The 25,054-nt window shown below is 62.9% G+C and carries 19 protein-coding genes; 14 read left to right on the top strand and 5 right to left on the bottom strand.

Annotation, left to right across the window (positions count from 1 at the left end; translation table 11 throughout):
* The 10 genes from xdhA to H0482_RS05140 all read left to right on the top strand — a co-directional run bounded on the left by xdhA (position 1) and on the right by H0482_RS05140 (position 14,264).
* A complete protein-coding gene (xdhA, locus tag H0482_RS05185) occupies positions 1 to 1,467 on the top strand; it encodes a xanthine dehydrogenase small subunit (protein WP_193728925.1) in 1,467 nt (488 codons plus the stop codon).
* Positions 1,467 to 3,800, top strand: coding sequence for a xanthine dehydrogenase molybdopterin binding subunit (gene xdhB, locus H0482_RS05180; RefSeq protein WP_193728924.1), 2,334 nt, complete (start codon positions 1,467 to 1,469; stop codon positions 3,798 to 3,800). The genes xdhA and xdhB overlap by 1 nt, the downstream gene beginning before the upstream one ends.
* The gene (xdhC, locus tag H0482_RS05175; protein ID WP_193728923.1) at positions 3,801 to 4,661 is read left to right on the top strand and encodes a xanthine dehydrogenase accessory protein XdhC; all 861 of its coding nucleotides are present in this window, start codon (positions 3,801 to 3,803) and stop codon (positions 4,659 to 4,661) included.
* Positions 4,651 to 6,180 (top strand): ABC transporter ATP-binding protein, encoded by a 1,530-nt coding sequence (locus tag H0482_RS05170; RefSeq protein ID WP_330998200.1) that lies wholly within the window; start codon positions 4,651 to 4,653, stop codon positions 6,178 to 6,180. The genes xdhC and H0482_RS05170 overlap by 11 nt, the downstream gene beginning before the upstream one ends.
* Complete coding sequence (locus H0482_RS05165; RefSeq protein WP_193728922.1) at positions 6,177 to 7,259, top strand: ABC transporter permease; 1,083 nt, start codon at positions 6,177 to 6,179, stop codon at positions 7,257 to 7,259. The genes H0482_RS05170 and H0482_RS05165 overlap by 4 nt, the downstream gene beginning before the upstream one ends.
* 2 nt (positions 7,260 to 7,261) lie before the next feature.
* On the top strand, positions 7,262 to 8,182 hold the full coding sequence (locus H0482_RS05160) for an ABC transporter permease (RefSeq protein WP_193729098.1): 921 nt from the start codon (positions 7,262 to 7,264) through the stop codon (positions 8,180 to 8,182).
* Between the two features lie 35 nt (positions 8,183 to 8,217).
* Positions 8,218 to 9,300, top strand: a complete 1,083-nt coding sequence (locus tag H0482_RS05155) for a BMP family ABC transporter substrate-binding protein (protein WP_193728921.1) — start codon at positions 8,218 to 8,220, stop codon at positions 9,298 to 9,300.
* Positions 9,301 to 9,520: 220 nt separating this feature from the next.
* A complete protein-coding gene (locus tag H0482_RS05150; protein ID WP_193728920.1) occupies positions 9,521 to 10,747 on the top strand; it encodes a urate hydroxylase PuuD in 1,227 nt (408 codons plus the stop codon).
* A complete protein-coding gene (guaD, locus tag H0482_RS05145) occupies positions 10,744 to 12,045 on the top strand; it encodes a guanine deaminase (protein ID WP_193728919.1) in 1,302 nt (433 codons plus the stop codon). Before H0482_RS05150 ends, guaD begins: the two co-directional genes overlap by 4 nt.
* Before the next feature lie 56 nt (positions 12,046 to 12,101).
* Positions 12,102 to 14,264 carry a malate synthase G gene (locus H0482_RS05140; RefSeq protein ID WP_193728918.1) on the top strand — a complete coding sequence of 721 codons (2,163 nt, stop codon included), beginning with the start codon at positions 12,102 to 12,104 and terminating at the stop codon, positions 14,262 to 14,264.
* 75 nt (positions 14,265 to 14,339) lie between these two features.
* Here H0482_RS05140 and H0482_RS05135 read toward each other — a convergent pair whose 3' ends face one another.
* Together H0482_RS05135 and ade are read right to left on the bottom strand one after the other, a co-directional pair.
* Complete coding sequence (locus H0482_RS05135; protein WP_193728917.1) at positions 14,340 to 15,968, bottom strand: CocE/NonD family hydrolase; 1,629 nt, start codon at positions 15,966 to 15,968, stop codon at positions 14,340 to 14,342.
* Positions 15,969 to 15,971: 3 nt separating this feature from the next.
* A complete protein-coding gene (gene ade / locus H0482_RS05130; RefSeq protein ID WP_193728916.1) occupies positions 15,972 to 17,699 on the bottom strand; it encodes an adenine deaminase in 1,728 nt (575 codons plus the stop codon).
* 111 nt (positions 17,700 to 17,810) lie between these two features.
* Here ade and H0482_RS05125 point away from each other — a divergent pair, with 111 nt between their 5' ends.
* From H0482_RS05125 to H0482_RS05115, 3 genes are all read left to right on the top strand, one after another.
* Positions 17,811 to 17,969 carry a hypothetical protein gene (locus tag H0482_RS05125; RefSeq protein WP_193728915.1) on the top strand — a complete coding sequence of 53 codons (159 nt, stop codon included), beginning with the start codon at positions 17,811 to 17,813 and terminating at the stop codon, positions 17,967 to 17,969.
* Between the two features lie 108 nt (positions 17,970 to 18,077).
* Positions 18,078 to 19,124 (top strand): NAD(P)-dependent alcohol dehydrogenase, encoded by a 1,047-nt coding sequence (locus H0482_RS05120; RefSeq protein ID WP_193728914.1) that lies wholly within the window; start codon positions 18,078 to 18,080, stop codon positions 19,122 to 19,124.
* Between the two features lie 82 nt (positions 19,125 to 19,206).
* Positions 19,207 to 19,725 (top strand): MgtC/SapB family protein, encoded by a 519-nt coding sequence (locus H0482_RS05115; protein ID WP_193728913.1) that lies wholly within the window; start codon positions 19,207 to 19,209, stop codon positions 19,723 to 19,725.
* A 249-nt stretch (positions 19,726 to 19,974) separates the two neighbouring features.
* Here H0482_RS05115 and H0482_RS05110 read toward each other — a convergent pair whose 3' ends face one another.
* The gene (locus H0482_RS05110; RefSeq protein WP_193728912.1) at positions 19,975 to 20,421 is read right to left on the bottom strand and encodes a response regulator transcription factor; all 447 of its coding nucleotides are present in this window, start codon (positions 20,419 to 20,421) and stop codon (positions 19,975 to 19,977) included.
* Between the two features lie 282 nt (positions 20,422 to 20,703).
* Between H0482_RS05110 and H0482_RS05105 the strand changes: the two genes are divergently transcribed.
* A complete protein-coding gene (locus H0482_RS05105; RefSeq protein WP_193728911.1) occupies positions 20,704 to 22,422 on the top strand; it encodes a hypothetical protein in 1,719 nt (572 codons plus the stop codon).
* Here H0482_RS05105 and murD read toward each other — a convergent pair.
* Both murD and H0482_RS05095 read right to left on the bottom strand, forming a co-directional pair.
* Positions 22,419 to 23,714 (bottom strand): UDP-N-acetylmuramoyl-L-alanine--D-glutamate ligase, encoded by a 1,296-nt coding sequence (murD, locus tag H0482_RS05100; protein ID WP_193728910.1) that lies wholly within the window; start codon positions 23,712 to 23,714, stop codon positions 22,419 to 22,421. The two genes, H0482_RS05105 and murD, sit on opposite strands and share 4 nt — an antisense overlap.
* Entirely contained in the window at positions 23,704 to 25,035 is a 1,332-nt protein-coding gene (locus H0482_RS05095) for an endonuclease domain-containing protein (protein ID WP_193728909.1), read from the bottom strand. Before H0482_RS05095 ends, murD begins: the two co-directional genes overlap by 11 nt.
* Positions 25,036 to 25,054: the final 19 nt, after the last annotated feature.

Genomic DNA, 25,054 nt, shown 5'->3' with positions numbered 1-25,054 from the left:
ATGGTCGAGATCGTCAATGCCATCCGCTTTCTGCTCAACGGGGAGGAAATCACTCTCACCGATGTGGCGCCCGACCTAACCCTTCTCGACTGGCTGCGGCTGGAGCGCCGCTTGCGCGGCTCCAAGGAAGGTTGCGCCGAGGGCGATTGCGGGGCCTGCACCGTGTTGGTGGGCAAGCTCCTGGGCGACGAGATCATCTATGATTCGGTTACGGCCTGTATCCGGTTCATGGGCAGTCTGCACGGCACCCATGTGGTGACCATCGAACATCTGCGCGGCGAGAATGGCGTGCTCCATCCGGTGCAGCAGGCCATGGTGGATCATCACGGATCGCAATGCGGCTTCTGCACACCCGGCTTCGTGATGAGCCTTTACGGGCTGTGGATGCGCGATCCCAATCCGTCGCGCCCGGCGATCGAAAAGGCCTTGCAGGGTAATCTCTGCCGTTGCACCGGCTATGCGCCGATCATTCGCGCAGGGCAGGCCATTTCCAATTACGGGCAGCCGCAGGGTGACCCGCTCTGGGCCGAGCGCATTGCCGTCAAGGAGAAGATCAGGGCCATCCAAGATGGACGCCGCGTCGAGATCGGCGCGGGCGAGGCCCAGATCATCATTCCGGCGAGCCTCGATGACTTCGCCGAGATTTATGCGACGCGGCCTGAGGCGCGGATCGTTGCCGGCTCTACTGATGTGGGCCTGTGGGTCACCAAATTCATGCGGCGCATCGGTCCGGCGATTTTCATCGGGCATTTGCAGGACTTGAAGCATGTCGCTGCGGATGACGGCGCGGTGCGGATCGGCGCGGGCGTCACCTATTCGGAGGCGCTGCCAGAGGTCACCGGCGCGTTCCCGCAGCTCAAGGATTTGTGGAACCGTTTTGCCGGTGAACAGGTTCGTAATATGGGCACGATCGGCGGTAATATCGCCAATGGCTCGCCCATCGGCGACACGCCGCCGCCCTTTATCGCCCTTGGCGCGAGGCTGACGCTGCGACGGGGCGGCGAGCGGCGCGAAATCGCCCTCGAGGATTATTTTATCGCTTATGGCAAGCAGGACCGGCAGCCCGGCGAGTTTGTCGAAAGCGTGACGCTGCCGCGGCTCCCGGCAGGCGAGCATTTCGCCACCTACAAGGTGTCCAAGCGGCGGGACGAGGATATTTCGGCCCTGTGCGGCGCTTTCCGCGTGAAGCTTGGGGCCGACGGAATGGTCGAGGCGGCGCGCATCGCCTTTGGCGGCATGGCGGCGACGCCGAAGCGCGCCAAGGCTGTAGAAACGGCACTGATCGGCAAGCCCTGGACCGAGGATAATATCGACGCCGCCATCGCCGCCTTTGGCGAAGATTATCAGCCGCTGTCGGATATGCGCGCCTCGGCGGAATACAGGCTTTTGGCCGCACAGAATCTGCTCCGGCGGTTTTTCCTTGAAACGCAGGGGCAGGGCCAGCGGCTGAAGCGGGAGGTGGCGTGATGAACAAGCATGAAGCCCAGATCAGTCTTGCCGTATTGCACACCAATAGCCGGCATGACAGCGGCCCCAAACATGTGACCGGTACGGCCGAATATATCGACGACATGATCGAGCCGGTCGGCACCATGCATGCCTATCTCGGTCTTTCCACCAAGGCGCATGCCGAGATCGTGTCGATGGATTTTTCGGCGGTGAAGGCGGCGCCGGGCGTCATCGGGGTGCTGCTGGCCGACGATATTCCGGGCGAGAATGACGTGTCGCCCAGCCACAAACACGACGAACCGATCTTTGCCATAGGAAAGGTGCAGTTCTGGGGCCAGCCGGTCTTTGCGGTAATCGCCGAAACGCGCGATGCGGCGCGACGGGCAGCGCAATTGGCCAGGATCGACTATCGCGATCTCGACTGGATTCCCGATGTTCGGTCGGCGCAGGCGGCGGGCGGGCAATTGGTGACGGAGCCGCTGAAACTGGAACGCGGCGACGTAGAGGCCGGGCTCGCCGGTGCGCCGCGCCGCGCCAAGGGCGCCATCAGCATTGGCGGGCAGGACCATTTCTATCTCGAAGGCCAGATCGCCATGGCCGTGCCGGGGGAAGACGAAGACGTCACTGTCTATTCCTCGACCCAGCATCCGAGCGAAGTGCAATTGATGGTGGCGCAGGTCTTGGGCATTCGCCACAATGCGGTGACTGTCAATGTGCGCCGCATGGGCGGCGGCTTCGGCGGCAAGGAAACCCAGGGGAATCTGTTCGCGGCGGTGGCCGCTGTTGCGGCCAAGAAATGGAACCGGGCCTGCAAGATCCGCCCCGACCGCGACGACGACATGCAGGCGACGGGCAAGCGGCACGATTTCGTCGTTGATTACGATGTCGGCTATGATGAGAGCGGCAAGATCCTGGCGGTGGATGCGGTTTTTGCCACGAGAGCAGGCTTTTCATCCGATCTGTCCGGGCCGGTCAGCGACAGGGCGCTGTTCCATTGCGACAATGCCTATTTTTATCCGGCAGTGCGGGCGCGCTCCGAGCCGCTCTATACCAATACCGTCTCCAACACCGCCTTTCGCGGCTTTGGCGGCCCGCAGGGGATGATGGGGGCGGAGCGCTGGATCGAGGACATCGCCTATGCGCTGGGCAAGGACCCGCTGGATATCCGCAGGGCCAATTTCTACGGCAAGGACACGGATAATGTGACGCCCTACCACCAGAGGGTGGAGGACAATATCATCGACCGCGTGGTGGACGAGCTGGAAGCGTCCTCCGATTACCAGGCCCGCCGCAGGGCCATCCTCGATTTCAACAAGACCAGTGCCGTGATCCGAAAAGGCATCGCGCTGACCCCGGTCAAGTTCGGCATTTCATTCACCGCCACCTGGTACAATCAGGCTGGCGCTCTGGTGCATGTCTATAAGGATGGCTCGATCCATCTGTCCCATGGCGGCACCGAAATGGGGCAGGGGCTCTATATCAAAGTGGCGCAGGTGGTGGCCGACGCCTTCGGGGTCAACCTCGATACGGTCAAGATCATGGCTACTTCGACCGGCAAGGTGCCCAACACCTCGGCCACGGCGGCCTCGTCGGGGTCCGATCTCAACGGCATGGCCGCCTGGGATGCCTGCGAGCAGATCAAGCGCCGGCTGGAGAGCCACGCCGCGAAGCTCTACGAGGCGGATGCGGCGGATTGCCAATGGGTGCAGGGCGGCATGCAGGTCGGGCGCAAATTCGTGCCGTTTGCCGAGCTTTGCGCTTCTGCCTATCTCAACCGCGTGCAGCTTTCGGCGGCGGGGTTCTACAAGACGCCGAAAATCCACTGGGACCGGGCCACCGGGCGCGGCCATCCGTTCTATTATTTCGCCTATGGCGCTTCGGTCAGCGAAGTGAGCATCGACACACTGACCGGCGAATATAGCGTCGATCGCGTCGATATTCTGCACGATGTGGGCAAATCGCTGAACCCGGCCATCGATATCGGCCAGGTGGAAGGCGGCTTCATTCAGGGCATGGGCTGGCTGACCACGGAAGAACTGGTCTGGGACGGCAAGGGGCAGCTTCGCACCCATGCGCCTTCCACCTATAAAATTCCGCTGGCCTCAGACATTCCCCCGGTTTTCAACGTCGAACTGGCGGAATGGTCGGTTAATCGCGAGCCGACAATAGGCCGCTCCAAGGCGGTTGGCGAACCGCCCTTCATGCTGGCAATGAGCGTCGTCGAGGCGCTGGGCATGGCGGTGGCCAGCGTGGCCGACTACCGTGTCGCTCCGCAATTGGACACCCCGGTTACGCCCGAGCGGGTGCTGATGGGGGTGGAGCGGATGAAGCGGGAGGCGCGGGCGCTGTAGATGACCCAATCCGCAGCCCTGGACAGTTTTTTCGTCGCCAATCCCAACGCGATTGCGTGCGAGCTGACTGCGGTGCGGGGCTCTTCTCCGCGTGAGCAGGGCACGTTCATGCTGGTGGGCCCGACGGCCATTTTCGGCACGATCGGCGGCGGGGCGCTCGAATATATGGTCATCGACCATGCGCGCCGGCTGATTGCCGAAGGGCGGGCGGAGGCGGCGATGGATGTGCCGCTGGGCCCGGAAATCGGCCAATGCTGCGGTGGCAGGGTCGCGGTGTCGCTGCACTTCGTGGATGAGACGCTGCGGCAGGCGCTGACGAGACGTGTGGCGGCGGAAGACCAGAGCATGCCCCACGTCTATGTTTTCGGCGCCGGCCATGTGGGGCGTGTGCTGGCCCAGATTCTTGCGCTATTGCCGGTGCGGGTCGAGGTGATCGACACGCGGCGGGAGGAAATCGCGCTGCTGGCGCCCGATATTGCCCATCGCCTGGTGGCTTTGCCCGAGGCCGTGGTGCGGTCAGCGCCCAATGGCAGTGCCTTCGTGATCGTCACCCATGACCACGCGTTGGACTTCCTGATCGCCAATGAAGCCCTGGCGCGGCAGGACGCTACCTATGTCGGCATGGTGGGCTCGAAGACCAAGCGCGCGAAATTTTCCAGCTGGTTCGTGCAACAGGGCGGCGATGCCGCCCAGCTTGAACAGCTGATCTTGCCCATCGGGGCGCAAGGGCTTGGGGATAAACGTCCATCGGTGATTGCGGCATTGGCCGCTGCCGAGATTATGGTTCGAATCGGGGAAGGGGGCGCATCTGCCGGGCACGCGCGCACCCCCAGACAAGTGGGGGTGGCGAGTGGGTTCTGATATACCCAGCAGGCTCGAACTGAGCGGAATTACCAAGCAATTTCCAGGGGTTCTGGCCAACGACAATGTGTCGTTCGCAGTCAGGCCGGGCGAAATCCATGCGCTTCTGGGCGAGAATGGCGCCGGCAAATCGACGCTGGTGAAGATGATCTATGGGATCATGCAGCCCGATGCCGGCGAAATCCGCTGGAATGGACAGCCCGTGGTCATCGCCAATCCCAAGGCGGCGCGCCGGCTGGGTATCGGCATGGTATTCCAGCATTTTTCGCTGTTCGAGGCCATGACGGTGCTCGAAAACATCGCATTGGGCATGGACGCCAAAATCCCGCCGCGGGAACTGGAAGCGCGCATCCGCGAGGTCATGGCGACCTATGGGCTGGCGCTGGACCCGTATCGAACCGTGGCGACGTTGTCGGTGGGCGAACGTCAACGCATTGAAATCGTTCGGGCTTTGCTGCTCAATCCGCAATTGCTGATCATGGACGAACCCACTTCGGTGCTGACGCCGCAGGAAGTGGAGCAGCTATTCACCGTCCTGCGCCAATTGGCGGCGGAAGGGTGCTCGATCCTTTACATCTCGCATAAGCTTCATGAAATCAAAGCCTTGTGCGACACGGCCACGATCCTGCGCGGCGGTAAGCTGGTGGATATTTGTGATCCCAAGGCGGAGACCAGCCGCTCCATGGCCGAGAAAATGATCGGCACCGGGCTCAAGGACATCGTCAAGGATGGCGCTCGCAGCTTTGGCGCTCCGAAGCTTGTGGTTAACGGATTGTCAACGTCAAAGATCGGCCATTTCGACGTTCCCATTGATCATGTCAGCTTCACGGTGCATGCGGGGGAAATCCTGGGCATAGCCGGGGTGGCGGGCAATGGACAGAACGCGCTGCTCGATGCGCTGTCGGGCGAGGTCCACGGCCACGAGCGCGACGTGATCAAAATCGACGGGCTCGACATCGGCACGATGAGCACGACCGAGCGGCGGCGGCATGGCCTCTGTGCCGTGCCGGAAGAGCGCAACGGTCATGCGGCGGTGGGCGATTTCACCCTTTCGGACAATTCCGTGCTGACGGCGCGCGACCGGCTGGGCATGGTGATGATGGGGCTGATCAATTCCGGCGCCGCCAAGACCTATACCGGGCAGGTCATTGCCAATTTCGCGGTGAAGGCGCTGGGGCCGGCCTCCACAGCGGGCTCGCTGTCGGGCGGCAATCTGCAAAAGTACATCATGGGCCGGGAAATCCTGCAAAAGCCCAGCGTGCTGGTTGTCAGCCAGCCGACCTGGGGCGTCGATGCCGGTGCGGCGGCGGCGATCCATCAGGCGCTGATCGATCTGGCGACGGCCGGATCGGCCATCGTGGTCATCAGCCAGGATCTCGACGAATTGCGCTCGCTGACCGACACGCTGGCCGTCATCAATATGGGCAGGCTGAGCGAGGCGCGGCCAGTGAAGGATTTCAGCGTGGAGGAGATCGGTTTGCTGATGGGCGGCGTACATGGCGGGACGGAGGCGGCATGATGCAATTGCGTCTGGAAAAGCGCCTCGAACCCTCCAGGGCCATGCTCTATATGACCCCCATCGCCGCCGTGCTGGTCACGGCGCTGGTGGGCGCCATCGTCTTCTCGCTGATCGGCTATAACGGCATTGGCGCGGTGCGGGAAATCTTCCTGACGCCGCTGCTCAATCCGCTGAAATGGCAGGATCTCGCGGTCAAGTCGGCGCCGTTGATCATCATCGCCGTCGGACTTTCCATCGGCTATCGCGCCAATGTGTGGAATATCGGGGCCGAAGGGCAATATGTGCTGGGCGGCCTGGCCGCCACCGGGATTGCGCTCATGACACGCGACATGAGCGGGCCATGGATCTTGCCGCTGATGATCGCGGCGGGCATGGTCGGGGGCATGGCCTGGGCGTTGCTGCCGGCCTTTCTCAAGACCAGGCTGCAGGTCAATGAAATCCTCACCAGCCTGATGCTGACCTATGTGGCCATCCATCTGCTGAATTACCTGGTCATCGGGCCGTGGAAAGACCCGATGGGCTTTGGCTTCCCGCAGACCCGCATGTTCACCGCCGACCAGATGCTGCCCAGGGTGGTTCCGGGCACCATCGTGCATCTGGGGGTGCCGATTGCCATAATCGTGGCGCTCGCCGCCTGGTTCTTCATGAGCCGCTCGGTGTTGGGCTATCAGATCAAGGTGGTGGGCACAGCCCCCCATGCTGCGCGCTATGGCGGCTTCTCGGTCAACCGGACCATCTGGATCGCGCTGTTGACCAGCGGGGCGCTGGCCGGACTGGCCGGGGTGCTGGAAGCGGCCGGGCCGTTCGGGCGCATGGTGCCTTCGTTCCCGACCAATTATGGCTTTACCGCAATTATCGTCGCCTTTTTGGGGCGCCTGCATCCGGTGGGCATCATCCTTGCCGGCCTCGCCCTCGCCATCAGCGTGGTGGGCGGGGAGGTGGCGCAGACCACGATCGGACTGCCGGTGGCGGCGGTCGGCATTTTCCAGGCAATGATGCTGTTTTTCCTGCTGGCCAGCGATATTCTGGTGCGCTATCGCGTCCGTATGGTGCGCCGTGAGATGGAGGTGGCCCGATGAATATGGACCTGCTGATCCCTATCATCTTCACCCTGATCGGCGCATCGACGCCGATCCTGATCGCGGCGCTGGGCGAACTGGTCGTCGAAAAGAGCGGGGTGTTGAACCTGGGCGTCGAGGGCATGATGCTGATCGGGGCGGTCGTGGCCTTCGCCGTCACCTATACGAGCGGCAATCCCTGGCTCGCCATTGCCTGCGCCGCCTTTGCGAGCGCCGCGGCCTCGATGATCTTCGCTTTCCTGACCCTGACCCTGTCGGCCAATCAGGTGGCAACCGGGCTGGCGCTGACCATTTTTGGCACCGGGTTTTCGGCCCTGTTCGGGCAGGGCTATACCGGCCGGCCGATCGAATTGTTCCGCTCTGTCTTCCCTGCCGAACTGGCGCTCCATCCGATCTGGCGGCTGGTCTTCGGGCATAGTCCGCTGGTTTATTTCTCGCTGATCCTGGTCGTCGCGGTGTGGTTCTTTCTCAACAGGACACGGGCCGGCCTCATCCTGCGGGCGGTGGGCGAGAACGATTTTTCCGCCCATTCCATCGGCTATTCGGTGATTGGCGTGCGCTATGCGGCGGTAGCGTTCGGCGGCGCCATGGCGGGCATTGCCGGCAGTTGCTTTCCGCTGTTGCTGACCCCGCAATGGGCCGAGCGGCTGACGGCCGGACGCGGCTGGATCGCGCTGGCGCTAGTTGTCTTCGCCGCCTGGCGGCCATTCCGCCTGCTGGCAGGCGCCTATCTGTTTGGACTGGTCATGACCATCGAGCTCTACACCAAGGCTTCGGGCAATATGGGATTTTTCCCGTCCGAGTTCTGGGCGGCCTTGCCCTATCTGGCGACGATCATGGTCCTGGTCCTCATCTCGCTGCGCCGTTCGGGCAATTCGGCGGCGCCCGCATGCCTCGGCAAGCCTTTCCTACCCAGCCAGTAAGTATAACAAGAAACCGTCATTCAAGGAGAAACCCAATGACATTGATTACCCGGCGTAATGTCCTCCGCATCGGCGCAGCGGGCCTCACCCTGCCGCTGCTCGGTTCCATGGCCTTCGGCCAGGATGGCCCGCTCAAGATCGGCTTCGTCAATGTCGGTCCCAAGGACGACAATGGCTGGACTTATGGTCACTGGGTCGGCGCGGAAGCGATCAAGGCCGAGTTCGGCGACCAGGTCGAAATCACTTTCGTGGAAAGCGTCGCCGAAGGCCCGGACTGCGAGCGCGTGCTGCGCGAACTGGCCCAGCAGGGCAACAAGATCATCTTCGCCACCAGCTTCGGCTTCGGCGACTATGTGATCAAGGTTGCGCGCGAGTTCCCCGATGTCGTGTTCGAGCACGCCACCGGCTACCAGCGTTCGGACAATGTGGGCACCTATAATGCGCGCTTCCATGAAGGTCGCGCCGTCATGGGTACGCTGGCCGGGCATCTCTCCAAGACCAACACCATCGGCTATATCGGTACCTTCCCGATCCCCGAAGTGGTGATGGGCATCAATGCCTTCACGCTGGCGGCCCAGAAGGTCAATCCCGATATCAAGGTCAATGTCGTGTGGCTGTCGAGCTGGCACGATCCGGCCAAGGAATCGGACGCTACCCGTGCCCTTATCGATCAGGGCGCCGACATCATCGCCCAGCACTCGGACGGCCCTGCAGCCCTGCAGGTTGCCGAGGAGCGCGGCATTGTCGGCGGTTTCGGCCAGGGTGCCGACATGAGCGCCTTTGCGCCCAAGTCGCATCTCAGCGCCATCATCGACGTCTGGGCTCCCCACTACATCCAGGTGGTCAAGGACGTGCAGGCCGGTACCTGGGTCTCCGATGACAGCTGGCCCGGCATCGCCGCCGGCGAAGTGGTCATTGGCAAGTATAACGAGAAGATCCCGGCCGATGTCGTGGCCGCCGCCGAAGCCGTCAAGAACGGCATCATCGACGGGACGGTCAACCCGTTCAGCGGTCCGATCATCGACAATGCCGGCACTGAACGCGCGGCAGCGGGCGAGATCATCGACGATGCGGGCCTGTGGGCCATGGATTGGTTCGTCGCCGGCGTGAACAGCTAAGCGATCAACTTCAGGGGCTGGCGAGCAATCGCCAGCCCTTTCCGATTGTGCCGCCAGGGCTGAGGCGGCGACCTTCACCGCTTGCGGGAAAGGATGCCCGAAGGCGGGGTAGGGAATTCGGGCCGTTCAACGGGTGGAATTGCTCACCCGTCTCGCGCTGCGCGCGATCCTTCCTCTCCCACGGGACGACGAAGGGCTCAGTGGCTGGGGGGAGAAGACGATGCCCGATTACGCAATCTTTTATGAATGGGCGATGTTTGCCGTGCGCTGGCTGCATGTGGTGACCGCCATCGCCTGGATCGGCTCGTCTTTCTATTTCATCGCGCTCGATCTCGGCCTGCGCCAGACGCCCAGCCTGCCGCCGCTTGCTCATGGCGAGGAATGGCAGGTGCATGGCGGTGGTTTCTATCACATCCAGAAATATCTCGTGGCGCCCGAATTCCTGCCCGAGCACCTGACCTGGTTCAAATGGGAAAGCTACGCGACCTGGCTCAGCGGCGCGATGCTGCTGGCACTGCTCTATTACGTGGGCGCCGATCTTTATCTCGTCGACCGCAATGTGTTCGATGTGCCGAACTGGGTGGCAATCCTTCTGTCGGCGGGCTCGATCGTTCTGGGCTGGCTGCTCTATGATACCCTGTGCAAATCGCCGATCGGGCAGTCCACGACCGGGCTGATGCTGGTGCTGTTCGCCATTCTGGTGGCGATGAGCTGGGGCTATACGCAGGTTTTCACCGGCCGCGCCGCACTGCTGCATATGGGTTCGTTCACCGCGACCATCATGACCGCCAATGTGGCGATGATCATCATTCCCAACCAGAGGATCGTCGTCGCCGATCTCAAGGCCGGGCGCGTGCCGGACGCGAAATATGGCAAGATCGCCAAGCAGCGAAGCCTGCACAATAATTATCTAACCCTGCCGGTGATCTTCTTCATGCTGTCCAGCCATTATCCGCTGGCCTTCGCGACCCAGTGGAACTGGATCATCGCCTCGCTGATCTTCCTCGTCGGCGTCGTCATCCGGCATTATTTCAACACCCGCCACGCCCGAAAGGGCAATCCGCACTGGACCTGGGCCGTGGCCGTGATTCTGATGCTGGTGATCGCCTGGCTGTCCACCGCGCCCAGACTGCCGGGCGCCGACAGCGAAACCTTGGCGACGGCGAGCGGCGAGCGGTTCATGGCGACCGAGCATTTCGCCGCTGCAAGCCTGGCGGTGCAGACCCGCTGCGCCATGTGCCACACGGCGGAGCCAGCCTGGGAAGGGCTCTATCAGCCGCCCAAGAACGTCATTCTCGACAATGACGTGGCCATCGCCAACCGGGCGCGTGAGGTGGTGATTCAAGCGGGCTGGAGCCATGCCATGCCGCCGGGCAATGTCTCGGAGATGACGCCTGCGGAACGGGCGCTGCTGGTGGAATGGTTCCGCGAAGGTTCAGGCTCGTGACCCGGACTATTCTGCGGGGACGGGTGCTGAGCTTTCATCGCACGCCACAGGCGCTGGATGACGCGGAGAGCTACCTCTATCTCGAGGACGGGGCGGTGTGCATCGAGGATGGCCTCGTCGTCGCGGTAGAGGATTTCGCCGAAGCCGATGTCGCCGGCGCCGAGATCATCGATCATCGACCCAACCTGATCCTGCCTGGCTTCATCGACCTGCATCTGCACTATGTGCAGAGCCAGATGATGGCGGCCTATGCGGGATCACTGCTCGAATGGCTCAATACCTATACGTTTATCGAGGAGCAGAAATTCTCCCGCCAGGGCCATGCCGAAGCGGTGGCTTCGGATTTTTACGATGCGCTGATCCGGCACGGGACGACGAGCGCCGTGGCCTATTGTTCCAGCCATCCGCGGTCGGTGGACGCCTTTTTTGCCGAGGCGCAGCGGCGCAACATGCTGATGGTCGGCGGCAAGGTGATGATGGATCGCAATGCCCCCGAAGCGCTCTGCGACACGGCGCAATCGGGCTATGACGACACCAAGGCGCTGATCGCGCGCTGGCATGGGCGGGGGCGGGCGCTCTATGCGATCTCGCCGCGCTTCGCCATCACCTCGACGCCCGAACAGATGGCGGCGGCACAGGCGCTGGTGGCCGAGCATCCCGAATGCTACGTGCAGACCCATCTCAGCGAGAACGACGCCGAGATTGCCTATTCCATGGAGCTTTATCCCGACAGTCAGGACTATACCGGGATCTATGAGGATTATGGCCTTTTGGGCCGCAAGACGCTGCTGGGCCATTGCATCCATCTCAACACCCGCGAAACCGGCGTCCTGGCCGAAACGGGTGCGGTGGCGGTGTTCTGCCCCACTTCGAACCTGTTCCTCGGCTCGGGCCTGTTCGACCGCGAGCGGCTGGTCAAGCAAGGCGTGCGGATCGGTGTTGCCACCGATATTGGCGGGGGCACCAGCGTCTCCATGCTGCGCACGCTAGACGAAGGCTACAAGGTGCTGCAATTGCGCGGGCAGCGGCTCAACCCCTTCGCCTCGTTCCACATGGCCACGTGCGGCAATGCCGAGGCGCTGGGACTGGCTGAAACAATCGGCTCCATCGCGCCGGGACGCGCGGCGGACCTGGTTGTGCTCGACGCGCGGGCCACGCCGACCATGCGTATGCGGATGGGCAATGTCGAAACGCTGGCGGAGGAATTGTTCCTGCTCCAGACATTGGGAGACGACCGCGCGGTGGCGGAAGTCTATGTGGCCGGCGTCAGGACGAAGTCGGCCCTAGCCGACTTGTGAGCCCCGCTTCTATGGCCTAAAGCTGTCGCCGAGCTGTTTGCCCAAGGACATCTGGTATGAGCACCTATCTGACGAAATCCGGCCTTTCCGTGCACCCGCTTCTGGTGGATTTCGTAGAGAAAGAGGCGTTGCCCGGCACCTCGGTGTCGGCGGAGCAGTTCTGGGACGGCTTTGCGGCCATGCTGGCCGAACATGTGCCGACCAATGCGCGGCTTCTGGCTCGGCGCGACGACTTGCAGGGCCAGATCGACGACTGGCATCGCCAGCACGGCCCGGTGGCCAATGATCCGGCCGGCTATGAGAAATTCCTGCGCGATATCGGCTATCTCGTCGATGAGCCGGGTGATTTCAGCATCGAGACCGAGGGGCTGGACCCCGAAATTGCCAGCATTTGCGGGCCGCAATTGGTGGTGCCGGTTTCCAATGCCCGCTATGCGCTCAATGCCGCCAATGCGCGCTGGGGCTCGCTCTATGACGCGCTTTACGGCACCGATGCGATCAGCCGCGACGGCGATCTGGCGCCGGGCAAGGATTACAACGCGGCGCGCGGCGCGGCGGTGGTGGCCAAGGCCGCCGACTTTCTCGATGCGACATTCCCGCTGGCCGGTGGGAGCCACAAGGACGCGAGCGGCTATCACATCATCAAGGATGGCGAGACGCGCATTCTGGTGGTCGATACCGAAATCGGCCGAACCGGCCTGCGCGATCCCGACGCCTTTGTCGGCTATGGCGGCACGGAAAAGGCCGGGGAAATCGTGCTTCGGCACAATGGCCTGCATGTGGTTCTGGTGATCGCTCCTGATACGCTGATCGGCTCGGCACACCAGGCAGGTCTCAGCGACGTGATCGTCGAGGCGGCGATGACCACCATCCAGGATTGCGAGGATTCGGTCGCGGCCGTGGATGCCGAGGACAAGGTTGGAGTCTATCGCAACTGGCTGGGCCTGATGAATGGCGTGCTCGAAGACACGTTCGAAAAGGGCGGCAAGCAGATCACCCGCAAGCTCAAGGCCGATCGCGTCTACAAGGACGTCACCGGCAAGGAATTGGTGCTGAGGGGCCGCTCGCTCTTGCTGGTGCGCAATGTCGGGCATCTGATGATTAGTGACGCCGTGCTGCTCGATGGCAAGCCGGTGGGCGAGGGGCTGATGGATGCGGCCATCACTGCGCTCTGTGCCCTGCACGACAAGGGCGGCAATGCCCGCAATGGCGCGATCTATGTGGTCAAGCCCAAGATGCACGGACCCGAGGAAGTAGCCTTTGCCTGCGCGATCTTCGCGTCGGTGGAGAAATTCCTCGGCCTCAAGCCAAATTCGATCAAGATCGGCATCATGGACGAGGAGCGCCGGACCTCGGCCAACCTCAAGGCCGCCATCTATGAAGCGCGCGCCCGGGTGTTCTTCATCAATACCGGCTTTCTCGACCGGACCGGCGACGAAATCCACACCTCGATGGAAGCCGGCGCGGTGCTGCGCAAGGACGAGATCAAGGCGGAGAAGTGGATCGCCTCCTACGAGGATCGCAATGTGCTGATCGGGCTCGAAACCGGGTTCTCCGGCAAGGCGCAGATCGGCAAGGGCATGTGGGCAAGACCCGACGATATGGCGGCGATGATGGACGCCAAGATCGGCCATCCCAATGCCGGCGCCAATACCGCCTGGGTGCCCTCGCCGACGGCGGCGATCCTGCATGCGCTGCATTATCATCAGGTCGATGTGTTCGAAGCGCAAAAACGCCGGCACAATCAATCCTTGCCGCCGCTGGCGGATCTCTTCTCGATGCCGGTGCAAGTGCCTTATTCGCTCAACCGCGAAGAGATCATCCGCGAGCTTGAGAATAATGCGCAGGGTATTCTTGGCTATGTGGTGCGCTGGGTGCAGCAGGGCGTCGGCTGTTCCAAGGTGCCCGACATCAACAATGTCGGATTGATGGAAGACCGCGCCACCTGCCGGATTTCCAGCCAGGCCGTTGCCAATTGGCTGCGTCATGGCCTGGTCAGCCGCGATGAGGTGACATCCGTTTTCGAGCGCATGGCCGCTATTGTCGACCAGCAGAATGCCGGCGACCCGATCTATCGGCCGATGAGCGAGAACTTCCAGTCCGTGGCCTTCCAGGCGGCGCTCGATCTGGCATTGCATGGCGCCGATCAGCCAAGCGGCTATACCGAGCCGCTGCTGCATGCGGCACGGCGCAAGGTCAAGGCGCGGGACAAGAAGTAGCTGGCTTAAAGCCTATCGCATCATCGTCACTTTCGGGTCGAACCCGAGAGTGACGCGCGGGCCTGGGTGAGTTTTTCAATCCAATATATAGGTCGGCAGGGTGATCGCCGTGCCGGCGTGAAAGATTTCGATGTCGTTGGCAAGCATGCTTGTCGCGGTGTTGATCGGCTCGCCCGTGCCCAGATTGCGCGCATAGCGCGGATGGGCGCCGGAGGCGATCAACAGACGCAGGCGGTAGCCGGGGCGGAAGCAATGGGCGGTGGCGTGGAGGGGGATTGTCAGCCGCCACGACCCGTCCGACTCGCGGGCCGTTTCCGGCGTGACCCGGATAAATCCGTCGCAGATATTGGTGGAAACCCCGTTCGGGCCGACCTGGTTGAGCCGCACGAAGAAATCGGCATGAGGCAGCGCCGCGCGGGCGTGAACATGGACCTGGCATTGGCCGATCAGCGTCAGAGGTGCGGTGAGCACCGGGCCGGTATAGGCCAGTACGTCGGGACGAGCTTCGAGGCTGGCATTGTCCACCGCTCCCGCGCCAGTAAAGGCAAAGATGGCTCCGCCCAGGCTGGGCGTGGGGTCGGCCGGATCGTAGCGATAGCGGGCAATGCCCGTGCCTCTGGCACCGGTATTGGCCAGTTCGCCGGCCGGCCCGATATGCCAGAGTGAAGGCTGGGCCGGGCCGGGCGGGTAGCGGTCGAATTCATGCCATTCGTCACACCCCGAAATGTGGATGCGGACCGGGTTCTGGCGCAGACCGGATTGGTCGCCGAGGAGCCTGGCGCGCATCCAGCTCAGCGTCTCGCGCAGATTGTCGCGCTGGAGTTCTTCGGCGACGTGAAACCAGGTGCCGATGGTGAGATAGGGGCGGTGGCCCAGCTCGACCAGGTGCTGGTAATCGGCCAGCAGAGGATCGAGCATGAAATCATACCAGCCGGAAATGAAATGCACCGGGGGCGTAAGTTCGGTGAGGCGGTGGGAATGGTCGAGATCGGTCCAGAACGCATCATTGCCGATGGCATTGGCGAACCAATGGCGCCAGAACGGAATCTTGTGACCGACGACCGCCTTGTCGGCTTCGAGCAGCGGCAAAGTGGCGGCGGCCTTTTCGGTGCGGCGTTCGATGTCGCCGGAAAACATGCGCGCGGCGGTGGCCAGCGGTCTGTTGCGCAGGCCTTCGATGACCTGCACCCATCCCAGCCAGAGACCGAGATGGAAGGCCCCGGAGGGAAAGACCACGGGACGAAAATTTGAGGTGGTGACCTTGGTGGCCATGGCGGCGATGGGGGGCAGGGCGTCGCTGATCGCCCATTGGGCATAGCCGAGATAGGAGGGGCCGGTCAGCCCGATCCGTCCGTCATACCAGGGCTGGGCCTTGATCCATTCCAGCGTCCGTAGCCCGTCGGCGCGTTCATTGGTGAAGGGATCGAAAGTGCCGCCAGAGCGCTCGGTGCCCCGGCAGGCCTGGACGATGACGTGAAAGCCGCGCTCGGCATAGGCTTCGGCGATGGGGCTGAAACCCCGCCGCCCATAGGGCAGGCGCATGAGAATGGTGGGATGAGCGCCCGGCGTGTCGGGGGCGTAATGGTCGGTCTTGAGCACCACACCATCGTCCATGGCCAGAGCGATGCCGCGCCTTTTGCGCACGCCATTGAGGCGGGGCGGCAAATCCTCGACCCAGGCAAGATAGAGCGATGTCAGGCTCATGGTTCAGGCCACAAAATCGAACTTATCGACGTCGAACAGGCCCCTGTCGGTCATCTTGAGATGAGGGATGACCGGTAGGGCGAGGAAGGCGACTTGCAGGAATGGTTCGGGCAGGACGCAGCCAAGCGCCTTGGCGGCGTCACGCAGATCGTGCAGATCTTGGGCGACCTGTTCGAAGCTGTTGAGGCTCATGAGCCCGGCAATGGGCAGCGCCAGCTCGGCCGTGACCTTGCCCCCTTCGGCGACGGCGAAGCCGCCGCCCAGTTCGATCAACCGATTGACTGCGACCGCCATGTCTAGGTCATCGGCGCCCACCACGGTGATATTGTGGCTGTCGTGACCGACCGATGAGGCGATGGCGCCGCGCTTGAGGCCAAAGCCGGTGACGAAGGCGCGCCCGATATTGCCGTTCTTGCCATGACGCTCGATGACCGCGACCTTGATGACATCGAGGTCGAGATCGGGTTGCAGGCCCTTTTCGGTGCCGGCGAGCGTCGCTTCCTCGCGGAAGGTGAGGATGAGGCCGGGTTTTACTCCGATGACGGGAACACGGTTCTGCCCCGGCTTCGGTTCGGTGATGAAAGAGGCGGCCTCAACCGGCTTGGCCTTCATGGAGGCGAGGCCGACCGGGGGGATATCCTGGCGCGTGTCGAACAGTGCGGGCGTGACCAGACGGCCGGCGGCGATGACGTCCGAGACGCGGCAATCTTCAAGACTATCGAGAATGGCTATGTCGGCGCGCCAGCCGGGGGCGAGAAGGCCACGGTCGCGCAGCCCGAAAATCCGGGCGGCGGAATGACTGGCGGCGCGATAGACATGATGCAGCGGCCGGCCCATGGCGATGAGACGGCGAATGGATGAATCCAGATGCCCTTCCTCGGCGATGTCGAGCGGATTGCGGTCATCAGTGCACAGGGCGACGAAGCTGGACGTGTTTTCGTCGAGGATTTCGGCGAGGGCGTTCAAGTCCTTGGACACCGAGCCTTCGCGAATGAGGATGGCCATGCCCTTGGCGAGTTTCTCGCGTGCCTCGGCGGCGCTGGTGGCCTCGTGGTCGGTGCGGATGCCGGCGGCAAGATAGCCGTTGAGCGCCATGCCGCGCAGAAGCGGCGCATGACCATCGATATGGCTATCCTGAAAGGCGACGAGCTTGGCGATGATGCCCGGATCGGCACTGAGCACGCCGGGGAAATTCATCATTTCAGCGAGGCCGACCACTTTGGGATGGTCGCGGAACGGCAGCAGGTCGTCGATTTCGAGCTGGGCGCCGGCGGTTTCGAACGGGGTGGCGGGAACGCAGGAGGAGAGATTGACGCGCACATCCATGATGGTGCGGCTGGCGCTGTCGAGAAAATAGCGAATGCCTTCCGCGCCCAGCACATTGGCGATCTCGTGCGGATCGCAGAGCACGGTGGTGACGCCGTGGGGCAGCACGCAGCGATCGAATTCGAGCGGGGTGACCAGCGAGGATTCGATGTGGAGATGGGTATCGATGAAGCCGGGGACGGCGAAGCGGCCGGTGCCATCGACAATGGTTTGGCCGTCATAGCGGCCGTGAATGCCCACGATGCGGTCGGCGACGATGGCGATGTCGGTGATGGTCACCGCGCCGGTGATGACGTCGAGCAGGCCGATGTCGCGGATCACGAGGTCGGCGGGAGTCTTGCTCCGGCCGGCCATGATCATGCGTGTGAGCAATTCGGGGGAGGTGGCGGGTTCGTGCTTGGTCATGCCGGAGCCTTGATCGGCGTTGGGGCGGCGTCAAGCCCCCCGTGAGCGCGCCGCAGGGAACCGGCACCTGTGGCAGGCGTTCGCCTATGGTCTTTGCTTGGAGTGTATCAAATGGAAATCTATGATCCGAACAGGAGCACGACCGATGTCCGCCAGGCCAGTCCGCGCCGGATGAACTTGCGGGTATTGACCATTTCGCTGGTGGCGATCGTCATTGCTTTCGCCGTCATCTTCGCGGTTTTTTCGGTGATGCAGCACGCGCCGGGCTGATCGCCTGCCGGCGAACATAAGCGCCGAAATCTTCGCCGCCTTGATGTATCGATATGGCATTTGCCCAGTTCATGCGCTAATGCTCATTGTGCTTTCGCGGAGGATGAGATGGCAAAGATGCGAGCGCTGGTGCTTGAGCGCCAGCATGAACTGGCCCTGCGCGATATAGACCTGCCGCTGGCGGTCGGGCCGGGCATGGTGCGCATTGCCATCCACACCGTCGGAATTTGCGGGTCGGACGTGCATTATTATACCCATGGACGGATTGGCCCCTTCGTGGTGCGTGAGCCCATGGTGCTGGGGCATGAGGCCGCTGGAACGGTAGTGGAAGTGGGAGAGGGCGTGACCCATCTGGCCGTGGGCGACCGGGTCTGCATGGAGCCGGGCGTCCCCGATCCGAATTCACGCGCCAGCCGGCTGGGCATGTATAATATTGATCCGGGCGTGACCTTCTGGGCGACGCCGCCGGTGCATGGGGTGTTGACGCCCGAAGTGGTGCACAATGCCAATTATACTTTCAGATTGCCCGATCATGTTAGTTTTGCTGAAGGCGCAATGGTGGAGCCATTCGCCGTGGGTATGCAGGCGGCGAGCAAGGCGCGTATCCAGCCGGGTGATACCGCCGTCGTGCTCGGCGCCGGGCCCATCGGCACCATGGTGGCGCTGGCAGCTTTGGCCGGCGGTTGCGCAAGGGTGATCCTGGCCGATCTGGCCCAGCCCAAGCTCGACATCGCGGCCCGATATGCGGGCATCACCACCGTCAATATAAGCGAGCAGAACCTCGCCGAAGCGGTTGCCGGACTGACCGATGGCTGGGGCGCCGATCTGGTGTTCGAATGTTCCGGATCGCCCCGGGCCTGGCAGGGCATCATGGATCTGCCGAGGCCGGGCGGCTGCATAGTGGTGGTGGGCTTGCCGGTTGAGCCGGTGGCCGTGGATATCGCCGGAGCCTCGGTCAAGGAAGTGCGGATCGAGAATGTGTTCCGCTATGCTCACCAATATGATCGCGCCATCGCGCTGATCGCCTCGGGCAAGGTCGATCTCAAGCCGCTGATTTCAGAAACCTTTCCCTTCGAAGACGCGATCAAGGCCTTTGAGCGCGCGGCCGAGGCGCGTCCCGGCGACGTGAAGCTGCAAATCCGCGTGGCCGAATAGGAACGGCTTGCGGGAGACGGCTCAGGGAACCTGTGGGCATCGGCGGTGTTGTGAGAACAGCGTCACGCTTTCGGGTGTTCCCATGGATGTCGGCAATTCTTTCGGGCTGGTGGATACATATCTGCCCCAGCACATCATCGCCCTGCGGCTGCTGATAGCGGCGATTTTCGGAGCGATGATCGGCTTCGAGCGTGAAATCAATACGGCCGAAGCGGGATTGCGCACCCATATCCTGGTCTCGGTGGCAGCGGCTCTGTTCACCATCCTGACCTTTGAAATCTTTCACACTATCGAGGCGGGGCCGGAAGGCCCGAAGGCGGACCCGATCCGCGCGGTCGAGGCCGTGACGGCCGGGATCGCCTTTCTGGGCGCGGGTGCGATTTTTCGCAGCGGGCGCAATGTGCAGGGGCTGACTACGGGCGCGGGCATGTGGCTGGCCGGCGCCGTGGGCGTGGCGACGGCTCTTGGTTATTACATCATTGCCGGCATGGTGGCGCTGTTCGCCATTCTGGTTCTGGCGGCCCTCAGGGTGGTGGCGCACCGCGTCGTGGGCGGCAAGCCGGACCCGGCAACGGCGACGGGTCGCGGGGAGAAGTCCTGATAAGCGCCCTGCCGCCCGAGGGACACAGGCGACCGGCAATAGACTTCTCCCCCCGTACGGACGCGACCGGGAGGTGTCGCATCCGTTTCCCTGCGCGGGCTTTGAATTTATCCCGCGCTGCTGGATCGACGGTGGTGCAGGCCGCCGATCCTGTGAGATGGCGGAAAGAGACGCCTGGGAATGCGGCCAGCCAAAGCTGGGCCGCGGCTACTCTTTCCGCCGAAGACATGCAACCTGTGGACGCAGGAGCTACATGCCAATCGCATCCAGGCTCTGACTGCGGGCCCAGAAACTGACTATGGCGGCCGCTTCGCGCCGATAGGCGTCGAGTTCGGCCTGCCGGAAAAATACTGCCGCCGCGCCGGCATCATGCAAGATGCGCCGCCCGCCGCTGTCCGTCGGTGCCGTCATGATGACCAGAGGAATGCCCTTCTGGTGCAGAGCCACCTGATTGCGTGCCGCAAATTCGGCATTGGCACCGCTATGGGCCTTGAGGTCGACGACGACGAGACCCGGCCAGGCACCCTGCGGATTCGCCAGGATCGTCGCCAATGCGGCTTCACCTGCCCCGGCGTCGGCGAAATGGCGGATAGAAGGCGCGCCATGGGCGACGAGCATGCGGGTCAGCAGATGCGCGGAATGCTCATCGTCATCGATCAACACAATGAAAGGCGAGACAGAATTGTCCGGTTGCAACGGTCACCTCAAATCCCCGCGCCGTGCAGGGCAACGCATACAAAACACAAGGCCCGGTCCGGGGCGTGATCAGCGCCGGGCAGGGGTGGTCAATATTGTTGTAGAACACGTCCGGGCGGGGCCTATCCGCCGGGAAACATGCCGAGTTTGTGACATCGACTGGGCGCATATGGCGAACGAGGTGAATTCTGCACAGGCAAATCGGCGTAAATCGCCTGTAACGCGGGTTGTCTTTTACATGTAAAGAGTCACTATTGCGCGCGGTTACGAAGGGGATTCCGCGTGTCCGATGGCGAGCCTCGCAATGAGGAAGTGGCCGAGGCCCTGCAGCATCTGCTGTCATGGCCGGCTATCGCACGGTCCGGCCAATTGGCCAAGTTCCTCGACTATATCGTACAGCGGAAATTGGCGGGCGAGGCGCAATCGATCAAAGCCTATTCGATTGCGGTGGACGTTTTCGGTCGATCCACGGATTTCGACCCGCAATCGGACCCGATCGTGCGAGTGCAGGCCCGGCGCTTGCGCGCGCTGATCGGGCAATTCTATCGCGAGGAGGGCGCGGACGATGCGGTTCGCATTACCTTGCCCACCGGTCGCTATGTGCCCGAATTCGTCCGCTTGAGCGGAGCGATCGCTGAGGGAAACGAGGTGGGGCAGGGCGAGGGAGCCTTGTCGTCGATCCCCGAGCCGGTTGGTCTACCCGCCGCCTGGCTGCTGCTGGCGGTGTTCACTATCGGCTTCGCCATTCTGGCGTTCGCGTTTTCGGCCTGGGAGCGGCAGGAAACGCGGGGTGTGCCAGTCGGGGCGCTGATCGATCCGCCTTCGCTGCTGGTGACCGAGTTCCAGAGTCTCACCGGCGATGTCGGAGATATCGGCATGGCGGCGGCTCTGGCCGTCGAACTGGTGAACGATCTGGGAAAGTTCGAGACGGTCTCGGTTCGATATGGGGGAGGCGTTGGGGCTGCTCCCACGGCTCAGGGCGTCGATTACGTGCTGAGCGGCATCGTCCGGCGGATCGCCGGCGGGCTGCAATACAGCGCCATCCTCACCGAGGCGACGAGCGCATCGGTGGTATGGAATCGCAGCATCGCGCTGACCGGCGCGGAGGCGCGGCGGGTGGATATGGTCAACCATGTCGCCGAGCGGCTCAGCCTGGTTCTGGGCAATTCGCGCGGTCCGCTACACACCCGCGCCCGCTTGTTGCTCAACGGCTATGTCGCTTTCACCGGCGGCGAAAATCTTTATCTCTGCCGCATGTTGTTCGATCTTTATCGAGAAAGCGGCGCGGCGGGCGCTGCCGAGCGCGCGCAGAACTGCTTTGCGGCACTGGGCGAGGACGAGAGCAATAACGGCCAGGCGCTGGCCGCCAAAGCCAGCCTCATGGCCGAAATCAGTTCTGCGGACATGCCTGCCGAGGAGCGGTTCGCCGAGGCGGAAAGATTGCTGTCGCTGGCCATTGAGCGGGCACCGGTCAGCGGCTTTGTCTGGGAGCAGCGGGCGCGGCTGCTGCAATCGATGGGGTTGCACGATCTGGCCGAGGCGGCCTATGGCACCGCCCTGCAACTCAACCCAGCGGATAGCGATGCGATTGCGGCCCGGGCCATGCATCTGGCATTGCTGGGGCGGCAGGACAGCGCCGCGCGGCTTGCCGAGCGCATCATTGCCGAGAGCCCGGCGCCGCCGCCCTGGTATTATGGGGTGCCGGTGCTGGAAGCGCTGCGGCAGAGCGAATACCAGAAGGCGGTGGCCTATGCCGGAATCTACGCGGACGCGGATCGGGAATTGGGACCGGTTCTGGCGGTGATGGCGGGGCAGGCGCTGGGCGACACCGACATCGTCAACCGCTATCTGCCTCGGGTGCTCGACTTTGCCGACTTTCGCTCTCATGGCGTGCTGACGCAATTGCGCCAAAGCATCAGCGACGAGAAATTGCTGCGCGAGATTCGAGTCGCACTGCTCTCCGCTGGGGTGCCCGCAGCGGCGCTCAATGGGCCCTACTAGGACGAGCCGAACAATTGTGCGCAGCGGCTGACGAAGCGGGAGCCGCGCTCCTCAAAATTCTTGAACTGGTTGTAGGACGGCGCGCCGGGCGAGAGGATCAGCGTGTCGAAGCGGCCGGTTCGGGTGGAGAGCGCCAATAGCGCGGCATCGAGATCGGGGGCCTCGATGATTTCAATGGACGGGGCGGCGGCGCGGGTGGCGGCGGCGAGCCTGTCGCCCGTGACCGGGAGGGTGGCGAGGACGGTGACACCGCGCTGATCCAGCAGGCCCGCCAATTCGGTATAATCCTGCTGCCGCTCATGGCCGCCCGCGATCAGCGCGATGCGCCGCTCGGGATAGGCGGCAAGGGCGGCCTTGGTGGCTTCAGGCGTAGTGGAGATGGAATCGTTGACCACGGTAACGGTGCCGAAAACATGCTCTTCCAGCCGATGCGGAAGGGGTTGGAAAGCGGCGACGCCGGCCAAGATACCGTCAAGCGTGCCGCCAGCGCCCAGAGCGATGCGCGCCGCCAGCCGGGCATTGTCAAGGTTGTGTGCGCCGCGCAGGCGCGAGTGCAGGGCGGCCTGCTCGATGGCCCGTTCTTCATCCGCCGTGAGGTCGCGCAGCAGGCGGCGAGGGTCGCGCAAAGCCTTGGCGACGAGGGCATTTGTCTTTGCGGTTTCACCCAAAGCCACAGCGAAACCACCCTCGCGGTCGATCAGGTGTAATTTGTCGGCGTAATAGCGCTCGACGGTGCCATGCCAATCGACGTGCTCGGGATAGAGGTTGGTGAGCGCCGCAATATCGGGCAGCACATTCATGTCGGCCGTCTGGTAGCTCGACAATTCGAAGATGACGATCTCATGCTTGTCCGCGATGTCGAGCGGAGCGAGGCCGACATTGCCGGCCAGTCCCGCATCCAGTCCCGAATGGGTGAGCATCAGATGAGTAAGCGTGGCGGTGGTGGATTTGCCCTTGGTGCCGGTTATGGCAATCATGGTGCGGCCCTGCCGATAGGCCGCTCCCCAAAGGTTGAGATTGGACGTCACCGGAATGCCGGCTGCCGCCGCGAGCTCGAATAATGGCTTATACCGTGACACGCCGGGGCTTTTGACGATGAGGCCAAAGCGATGTGCCTGGAACGCCGCAGGTAAATCGGCGGGTGCAATCGCTTCGGTTTCGGCAATATCGGCGCTGCCGCTATCGACGGTGACAAAGACCTTCAGGTCGGGCTGGCGCGCCTTGAGAAAAGCGCGGGTCGAAACGGCTTCCTTGCCGGCGCCGTAGAGCAGAACGGGTTCTTCAAACCGCATAGGCGGCGACCCTCGCGGCAAGGGCAGGCGGAATATGGTGGTCGCGGCTGTCGGTGAGGCATTCGGCCATGGCCAATTGCAGCTTTTCCTCGCCATATTGGGCAAAGAGGTCGGCCTTCACCGCTCGGACCACGGCGTCCTCGTGCCAGTCGGCATGACGGGTGAGCGTATAGAAGCAGGCGGCGGCTTCGAGGATTTCACCGACGCATTCCCATGGTTTCTGCCCGGTCAGCCCTGCCAATTCGCGGAAGGAATGTTCATTGGCCGGGGTGTCGAGCAGGTTCTTGCCGAAAATGCGCAACAGCCGCTCCTTCTTCATGAAGGGCGCGAAAATCAGGAAGACGAAATGGCATTTGGGGCAGTCGCCGCACCAAAGCGGGCCGTCATTGCCTGTAAGGCGGAAATTGCGGTTGCAGCTTGAAAAGACAGCGTCAAACCTGGTGCTCTGGGTAAAGAGCGACGCGATGCGGGCTTCCGAATAGGGGCGGAGCAGCGAGAAATATTTGAGTGCGCCGCCGGTGGCATTGGCGAGCGTATCGGCAATCAGCAGCTCGAAACCGAGGGATTTGGAATATTGGTGGTTGGTCTCGCGGCCATCGAACATCACATTGCCCTCGCTGGCCGAGCGCTCGTTCGACAATACGATCTGGCTGTAGCCGTAGAGCAGGGCGCAGAGGGCCGCGATCATGGAATTGATGGCGGTGGAGGGCACGTGGCCGTTGTAATAGCCCTCCTGCTGGCCCAGCCGGATCATCTCGGCATCAAGCGTACGAGTGACATAAAGCGGGGGCGCCCCGATGGCCTCCACCGAAGTCAGGATCGGTCCCTTGGGATTGACGGCGAAGGGAGTGAAATCGACGCCGGTATGGGTCAGCAGATCGACGCTGACCAGGCTGTCCTTGCCGCCGCCGATGGGCAGCAGCGTACGATCGGGCAGGGCGATAGCGGGCTTGCGTTCGTCCGCATCGTCAGGGGCGGAGAGGGTCAGCTTGCCGAAGCGGGCGAGGTTGTTGCGGGCATAGAATTCGCCCAGCCCGTTTTCATAAACATCGATGACAAAGGCGCGCTCGGCAGCGGTGAGCGGAATTTGCGGCGCCTCGATGGCGAAGGGCGCGCGCAGCTTGAAATAGGAGACGCCCAGCACCAGAGCGGTGAGATCGAGCACTTTGCGGAAGGCGGGCGAGGCGGCGGCGGAAGCGTCGGCCCCGGCGGGCAGGGTCAGCACTTCGGTGAAGGCCAGATCGTTCAACCGAAAGGGAAAAAGCGCTTTCCCGGTGGCAGGGTCGAAGGAGGGGCGTTCGATGCGAAAGGTTTCGGTCACGGGCAACTCGCTTGTCATC

Origin of the sequence: Devosia faecipullorum, assembly GCF_015158295.1 — a bacterium.
Lineage (GTDB): Bacteria > Pseudomonadota > Alphaproteobacteria > Rhizobiales > Devosiaceae > Devosia > Devosia faecipullorum.
The sequence above is the reverse complement of the archived record's forward strand: the minus strand, read 5'-3'. Positions and strand labels throughout refer to the sequence as shown.

Excerpts from the sequence above, each read along its gene's own strand:
- xdhA (WP_193728925.1), top strand. The coding sequence starts at position 1 with ATGGTCGAGATCGTCAATGCCATCCGCTTTCTGCTCAACGGGGAGGAA.
- xdhB (WP_193728924.1), top strand. The coding sequence starts at position 1,467 with ATGAACAAGCATGAAGCCCAGATCAGTCTTGCCGTATTGCACACCAAT.
- xdhC (WP_193728923.1), top strand. The coding sequence starts at position 3,801 with ATGACCCAATCCGCAGCCCTGGACAGTTTTTTCGTCGCCAATCCCAAC.
- H0482_RS05165 (WP_193728922.1), top strand. The coding sequence starts at position 6,177 with ATGATGCAATTGCGTCTGGAAAAGCGCCTCGAACCCTCCAGGGCCATG.
- H0482_RS05160 (WP_193729098.1), top strand. The coding sequence starts at position 7,262 with ATGGACCTGCTGATCCCTATCATCTTCACCCTGATCGGCGCATCGACG.
- H0482_RS05155 (WP_193728921.1), top strand. The coding sequence starts at position 8,218 with ATGACATTGATTACCCGGCGTAATGTCCTCCGCATCGGCGCAGCGGGC.
- H0482_RS05150 (WP_193728920.1), top strand. The coding sequence starts at position 9,521 with ATGCCCGATTACGCAATCTTTTATGAATGGGCGATGTTTGCCGTGCGC.
- H0482_RS05140 (WP_193728918.1), top strand. The coding sequence starts at position 12,102 with ATGAGCACCTATCTGACGAAATCCGGCCTTTCCGTGCACCCGCTTCTG.
- H0482_RS05135 (WP_193728917.1), bottom strand. The coding sequence starts at position 15,968 with ATGAGCCTGACATCGCTCTATCTTGCCTGGGTCGAGGATTTGCCGCCC.
- ade (WP_193728916.1), bottom strand. The coding sequence starts at position 17,699 with ATGACCAAGCACGAACCCGCCACCTCCCCCGAATTGCTCACACGCATG.
- H0482_RS05125 (WP_193728915.1), top strand. The coding sequence starts at position 17,811 with ATGGAAATCTATGATCCGAACAGGAGCACGACCGATGTCCGCCAGGCC.
- H0482_RS05120 (WP_193728914.1), top strand. The coding sequence starts at position 18,078 with ATGGCAAAGATGCGAGCGCTGGTGCTTGAGCGCCAGCATGAACTGGCC.
- H0482_RS05115 (WP_193728913.1), top strand. The coding sequence starts at position 19,207 with ATGGATGTCGGCAATTCTTTCGGGCTGGTGGATACATATCTGCCCCAG.
- murD (WP_193728910.1), bottom strand. The coding sequence starts at position 23,714 with ATGCGGTTTGAAGAACCCGTTCTGCTCTACGGCGCCGGCAAGGAAGCC.